9 protein-coding genes are annotated in these 6616 nt (G+C 28.9%); all 9 read left to right on the top strand.

What is annotated here, in order from left to right:
- Positions 1-212 precede the first annotated feature (212 nt).
- The 9 genes from saoD to saoL all read left to right on the top strand — a co-directional run bounded on the left by saoD (position 213) and on the right by saoL (position 6554).
- On the top strand, positions 213-545 hold the full coding sequence (gene saoD, locus KGF38_RS07460) for a DsrE-related protein SaoD (protein WP_054270968.1): 333 nt from the start codon (positions 213-215) through the stop codon (positions 543-545).
- 88 nt (positions 546-633) lie between these two features.
- Complete coding sequence (gene saoT / locus KGF38_RS07455) at positions 634-891, top strand: thioredoxin-like (seleno)protein SaoT (protein WP_243192668.1); 258 nt, start codon at positions 634-636, stop codon at positions 889-891.
- A gap of 25 nt (positions 892-916) precedes the next feature.
- Positions 917-2002, top strand: a complete 1086-nt coding sequence (gene saoE / locus KGF38_RS07450) for an efflux transporter SaoE (protein WP_054270967.1) — start codon at positions 917-919, stop codon at positions 2000-2002.
- A complete protein-coding gene (saoC, locus tag KGF38_RS07445; RefSeq protein ID WP_054270966.1) occupies positions 1995-2453 on the top strand; it encodes a Cys-Cys-COOH (seleno)protein SaoC in 459 nt (152 codons plus the stop codon). The genes saoE and saoC overlap by 8 nt, the downstream gene beginning before the upstream one ends.
- A gap of 34 nt (positions 2454-2487) precedes the next feature.
- The gene (saoX, locus tag KGF38_RS07440) at positions 2488-3579 is read left to right on the top strand and encodes an ABC transporter substrate-binding subunit SaoX (RefSeq protein ID WP_054277130.1); all 1092 of its coding nucleotides are present in this window, start codon (positions 2488-2490) and stop codon (positions 3577-3579) included.
- Between the two features lie 13 nt (positions 3580-3592).
- On the top strand, positions 3593-4381 hold the full coding sequence (gene saoB / locus KGF38_RS07430) for an ABC transporter substrate-binding (seleno)protein SaoB (RefSeq protein ID WP_243192749.1): 789 nt from the start codon (positions 3593-3595) through the stop codon (positions 4379-4381).
- Entirely contained in the window at positions 4342-5148 is an 807-nt protein-coding gene (gene saoP / locus KGF38_RS07425) for an ABC transporter permease subunit SaoP (RefSeq protein ID WP_243192666.1), read from the top strand. The genes saoB and saoP overlap by 40 nt, the downstream gene beginning before the upstream one ends.
- Positions 5148-5900 carry an ABC transporter ATP-binding protein SaoA gene (gene saoA / locus KGF38_RS07415; RefSeq protein WP_054270961.1) on the top strand — a complete coding sequence of 251 codons (753 nt, stop codon included), beginning with the start codon at positions 5148-5150 and terminating at the stop codon, positions 5898-5900. Before saoP ends, saoA begins: the two co-directional genes overlap by 1 nt.
- A 12-nt stretch (positions 5901-5912) precedes the next feature.
- On the top strand, positions 5913-6554 hold the full coding sequence (gene saoL, locus KGF38_RS07410; protein ID WP_243192665.1) for a MerB-like organometallic lyase SaoL: 642 nt from the start codon (positions 5913-5915) through the stop codon (positions 6552-6554).
- The last annotated feature ends 62 nt before the right edge of the window (positions 6555-6616 follow it).

Genomic DNA, 6616 nt, shown 5'->3' with positions numbered 1-6616 from the left:
TAAATTTATGGAGTCTATCTTTTATTTATTAAAATTAATAAAAATATAGAAAAGTTTAATTAATAATTTAATTTATATAGAAAAATACTATATACACTTTTGATGATATAGTTATTATCTATTTTACAGATAAATACAAAAGAACTTATAATATAATTGTATATGTAAAAATTTGTATAAAATTTAGGAAAGAATTGGATGGAGGAATAAAAATGAAAGTAGCATATATCTTCAATAGTACTAATGTACATAAAATTTTAGACAAAATGATAATACCACAGTTAGAACAAGGAACTCATGGAGTAGATGTTCTAGGGATGTTTTTCTTTATGGATAATACATTATTCTTATCTAAAGGGAATCCAATAGGAGAAAAACTAAGTGAATTACATAAAAAAACGGATATGATAATAATGGCTTGTGACCAATGTGCTATAGAGAGAGGGATAGAGAATAACTTGGTTGATGGGGCTACGATTGGATGCTTTCCAAACTTATATGCTTGTTTAGGTAGTGCAGGTATAGACCAAGTCATAACATTATAAAACAGTGCGGTATACAATCCATGGGAAAACTTATTTTCTGTGGATTATTTTAAGTCAAGGATAAATTGTTTGAGTAGGGGATGAACAAATGTCTAAAGTTTTAGTTGAATTTATAAATACTTGACCATCTTGTGATGAGCATGGAGTGTTTATAAAAAAAATGTCAGAAAAGTATACTGATAAATTGGAAGTGAAACTGTATCAGGCAGGTAAAGATTTTTCATATGTAAAAAAATATGGAATTATAACAAAAGGAACTTTAATAATAAATCAGAAAAAAAAATATGACAGATTAAATAAAGATACAATTGAAAAGGCGATAGTAGAAGCTATAAATAATAGTTAAAAGTTTAAAATTAGGAGTATCAAAAATGAATATATTAGAAATTGTTTTAAATGGAATTAAAGAGACTATAGTAGCTTCTATAGTTACATTGAATGGAGCATCAGGATGGCTTATGATAAGTTTTATATTAGCAGGTGTACTTCACAATGTTTTAACTCCAAAAAGGTTTCAAAAACAACTTGGAAATAAGAAATTTTCTTCTTTGATTAAAAGCACTATCTCAGGAATGTTTTTACCAATATGTAGCTGTGGAGTAATCCCACTTGGTATAAGTATGTATTATTCCGGAGCATACCTAGGACCAGTGCTTGCTTTTATGACATCAACTCCAATAATAAATCCAATAGCTGTAGTTCTTTGTCTAGGTCTTTTGGGGCCTAAAGTTACAATTATTTATCTAATAGCTGGTTTTTTAGTGCCATTTTTAGTAGGATTTTTAGGAAATTGTTTTGGAAAAGAAGAATTATCTTTGCATAATGATTCAGATGAAGATGTAATAGAATTAGAAGAAGAAAAGAGAAGTTTTATAGAAAATCTGATTGATGGTCTTAAATGGTCTTTTGGAGAGTTAGCTCTTACTATTAGTAAATATGTAGTAATGGGAATGCTTTTTGCAGGTTTTATAACAACAATTTTTCCAAATAGCATAATTCAAAAATATCTAGGTAATCCAGGATTGATATCTCTTGGAAGTATAGCAATACTTGCATGTGTCATGTATGTGTGTGCAGTAGGACATATTCCATTTATAGCTGCCCTTGTTGCAAGTGGAGCTTCTCCTGGGATAGCGATAACGTTTTTAATAGCTGGAGCAGCTACAAACTTACCAGAACTTATAAGTATGTTTAAACTTATTGGGAAAAGAACTGTTATTATATATTCAGTAACTTTGACACTATCCTCAATAATAATTGGATACATAACAAATTTACTTTTAGTAAATGACAATTCAGTAAATTTAGATACAACAAATTCTTCAATACAGTTGGCAAATAAACTAATGTTAAATATACCAGATAGTTTTGAATATGTGTGTACGATTGTAATTATTTTATTTGCATTTAAATCAATAATACCAAAAATGAAAGAGGTCATAGGAAATCATGCTTAAAAAGATAGTTATAATATCCTGTATAGTAGTAGCATTAATAGTTTTATCAAAGATAGTGGATGATAACCTTGAAGAAGATGCCTCTATTCCAAATGTGAATAAAGAAACATTGGAATATTTTAGAAAAAATCATAAAGAAAATATAATAACTTGTGCTGAAGAAGATTTAAATAATGATGGGAAAAAAGATTTAGTAGTTATATATAAAAAAGGTAATAATTCAAATGAAATGGTAGTGGTAGTTTCTGACAAAAACAGTCATTACATAACAAAACCAATACCAGCACCTATAGAGAATCAAACTATAAATTTTAAAAATATTGATGATGAACCACCAATAGAAGTAATTGTGTCCGGTTCTAAGAATGGTAATGTAGGGTATGCAATTTATAGGGTAGAAGGCAACAAGTTTGTTGATTTATTTGGAGAAGATATGGACAAATGTTGCTAAAAATAAAAATAATACACAAAGGTGGGAAATTTAGATGAGAGTATCTAAGAAGATTCAAGCATTAATCTTAGTTAGTGTAATGGGGGCATCTATACTAACAGGCTGTAGTAGTAAACCAAAAGAGAAAGAAGAAGCAAAAGCTGGGAAGGATGATTATACAATAACAGTAGGGTATTATAACTGTGACCATATGACTGCTGGACCAGTAGCAGAAGCAGCTGGAATATATAAAGATTTAGGTCTTAATGTAAAAACTGTTGGAAATGGTAAAGTTCCTGAAGCTATGGCAGCAGGGAAAATGGATGCAGGTTATATAGGAACAAAAGGTCTTGTGGGGGCTATACCTAAAGGTTCACCAATAACAATAGCAGCTAATAATCATACTGGTGGTTCTGAATATTTAATAGTTTCAAAAGATATAAAAGAACCTAAAGATTTACTAGGTAAAAAAATTGCAACAGATATGAGTGATTTCTTATGGACAAGTGATTATGGACCAGAAACAGGTCTACCAACTGACCCATCAAAATATGAAATTGTAAATATGGATTCAGATAAAGATAAATACCTAGCTCTTAAGACTGGAAAAATACAAGCATTTACATCTTGTGACCCTTGGGGTTCTGTAGCTGAAAATGATGGTGCAGGAAAAATAATAGCATCTACTCAATATAAAGAAAAAGCTAATGGTAAAGAATATAACTGTTGTTCATTCTCATTAAACAAAAACTTTATAAAAGAACATCCAGATTTAGCAAAAAAATTGGTTCTAGCCCATACAAAAGCAATAGAATACATATATACAAATCCAGCTGAAGCTGCTAAGATATTTGCAAAATATTATAATGTAGAAGAAGAAGTTGCACTTAGAACTATTTATAAAAAGACAGTTGGAGAAGGTAGAACACTTACTTGGAAAGTTACAGGAGAAGAATATAAAAACAATTTACAAATGTATAAAGATTTAAAAGCACTAGATGATATACCTAAATATGAAGATACAATTGATACAAGTTTATTGGATTCTTGTGGAGCAGATGATTTTGATAAATTTATAAAAGAAAAAGTTAATCCAGAGTTTCCTGAAGGTATGAGTTATGAAGATTGGAAAGCAAAGGTATTATAAATAAATGGAGAATATAAAAAATATAATAATACTTTTTATTATTGTTTTGGGAAGTATATTTATAATATTTTTTAATTTTGAAGATAAAGAAGAAATAGAAGGAAAACTAAGAATAGGGGTATCTGATGATACCTCTGGTTTTGTAATAAATTATATGGTAAATAGAGACTACTTTGAAAATATAAAAGTAAGTGATGTAATGGATACTTTTACAATTAATGATTGTTGAGCAAGTACAATGCAATGGGCTCTGAGTTCAGAGGAAATAGATATAGCAATTATATGTAAAGATGCCGCAAAACAGTATGTAAATGCAACTAGTGGATTTGAAATTGTTGGCACAGTAGTTCAAAATTCAGATGTATTCTTATTAAGTAATAGCAATCCTAAAAAAATTGGAATCATTCAAAACAGAAATTATCAGTCAGAATTAGTGAAGAAATATTATGAAAATGTAGAAATATCTCCTTTATTAGGGACTGCATTAGCATATGGATTAGAAAGCAATCTAGTAGATGGTGTTGTAATAGACTGTATAAAATCAATCGGATTAGAAGGTACAAGAAAATCTACAACTGAATTGGGAGATTATGATACTTATGTTTTAGTTGTAAGCAAAAAATTTAAAAAAAGTAAAGCATATAGTGATTTTATAAAACTTTACAATAAAAGTGTTGATGCTTTAAATAATGAATCTACATTTAAGAATACACTGAAAGAGTACAAGAATATAAGAAATATAGATATGGAGGAAATAAGAAATTGGAAATTAAAGTTTCTAAAGATAAAAGAGATAGATTAACTAAGAAAAAATCTGATAGTAGTATGGATATTCTATACAAGATAATACTCTTAGTCATTATATTTTCAGTTTGGCATTTTGCAGCAAAAGATATAGGAAGCTCTTTATTACTTCCAATGCCAGTAGATGTAATAAAAGGTTTCTTTTATTGTGTAACAGATGTAGAGACAGTTACTAATCTTTTTATAACATTACAGAGAGTACTCAAAGGGTTTATGTATGCGCTATTATTTGGGCTTCCAATAGGGTTTATCATGGGATTTTCTAAAACTTTTGAAAAAGTTTTATCTCCAGTCGTAGATTCTGTAAGACAGGTTCCTATAATGGCATGGGTGCCTCTTACTATAGTATGGTTTGGTATAGGAGATGGTCCAACAATATTTTTAATAGCTTTTTCAGGAGTTTTTCCTATAATCTTAAATACTATTCAAGGTGTAAGAGCAATATCAAAAGATTATTATAATGCAGCTAGAAGTATGGGGGCATCGCCATTTGTAATATTTACAAATGTAATAGTGCCAGCGTCTCTTCCTGATATACTAACTGGTTCAAGAATAGCTATAAGTACAGGATGGATGTCTGTTATCTGAGCGGAGTTTATAGCTACGAGTGCCGGTCTCGGTTACTCAATGGTACAAGCTCAAACATTAATGCATACAGATGTATTAATTGGGCTTATGATATTTGCAGCTTTAATAGGATTTATAATAGATAGAGTATTAAAGTTTATAAATAAAATCCTTTGTAGATGGAGGTTTGCAGATTAATGAAGTTAAGTGTAAGAGATATAAATAAAACATTTGTAAATAATAAAGTACATACAAAGGTTTTAGAAGATATAAGTATGGATATAGAAAATGGTCAATTTGTTTGTCTTTTAGGGCCATCAGGGTGTGGAAAAACGACTCTACTTACTATAATAGGTGGATTTCAAAAATCAGAAAGTGGAGATGTTTTTATAAATGATAAAAAAGTTAAAAAACCAGGTATAGATAGAGCTTTCATATTTCAAAATTATGCTTTATTTCCTTGGAAAACTATAAGAGGAAATGTTCTATTTCCTATGAAACAACAGAAAATACCAAAGGAAAAAAGAGAAGAAATGTTAGAAGAACTTTTAGTTATGTCAGATTTAAAAGGGAAAGAAAAATTGTTTCCTCATCAATTATCTGGAGGGATGAAACAAAGGGTTGCTATGATAAGAGCCTTAGCATGCAATCCAGAAGTATTATTAATGGATGAACCATTGGGAGCAGTTGACTTTCAAATGAGACAAAACTTACAAGAAGAGCTAGAAAGAATATGGACAAAAAAGAAAATAACTGCATTAATGGTAACTCATGATGTTGACGAAGCTGTATATATGAGTGATAGAGTTATTGTAATGTCAAGAGATAAAGGAAGAGTTATTGACGATATAAACATAGATATTCCAAGACCTAGAGTTAGAGGAAGTAAAAAATATGAAGAATATAAGAATAGATTAACTGATACTTTATCGAAGTGTTATGAAGTTTAAAGAGGAGTAGATATGAGTCAAATAGAAAAATACAATAGTTTGGATAACGTACAACAAAAAATAAGACTATCTATTATGGATGTAATAATAGATAAAGGTTCTAGTGTTACACTTCAGGAAGTGATTGAATATATAAGTAAAAATTTGAAGTTAGAAAAGGAATATATAGAAAATACATTACAATATTTTATTGATAAAAATATAATGGTTGTTGATGAAGATAGTATAAATTTTATATATCCTGTATCAGCATTACCAACTAATCATAAAGTAACTTTGAGCGATGGGCGAAGTTTTAGTGCAATGTGTGCTATAGATGCTATAGGAACTTCTTGCACATTTAATCAAGATGTAAGAATAAATTCTATGTGTAGTGTTACAGGGAAAGAAATAGAAATCTTTATAAAAAACGAAAAAATTGAATACGTCAATAACCCACATTTAAGAGTGCTTCATATAAATCTTGATAAATATTCAAACTGGGCAGCAAGTTGCTGAAATATAATGAATTTCTTCTGGACGAAGAATGATTTTGATGCTTGGATAAAAGAATCTGGTTTATCAGATGACGATGATGTATATTGTTTAGATATTAATGAAGCAATAGTAGAATCATATAAAATATTTAAATTGAAACAAAAAGTATTATTCTAGATATACATATATGAAAAACTAAAACAACCTTTAGCTAAAAATATTAGATAATATTTAATCTA

The organism is Clostridioides sp. ZZV14-6387, from assembly GCF_020657835.1.
In the GTDB taxonomy this organism is placed as follows: Bacteria; Bacillota; Clostridia; order Peptostreptococcales; family Peptostreptococcaceae; genus Clostridioides; species Clostridioides difficile_A.
The sequence above is the reverse complement of the archived record's forward strand: the minus strand, read 5'-3'. Positions and strand labels throughout refer to the sequence as shown.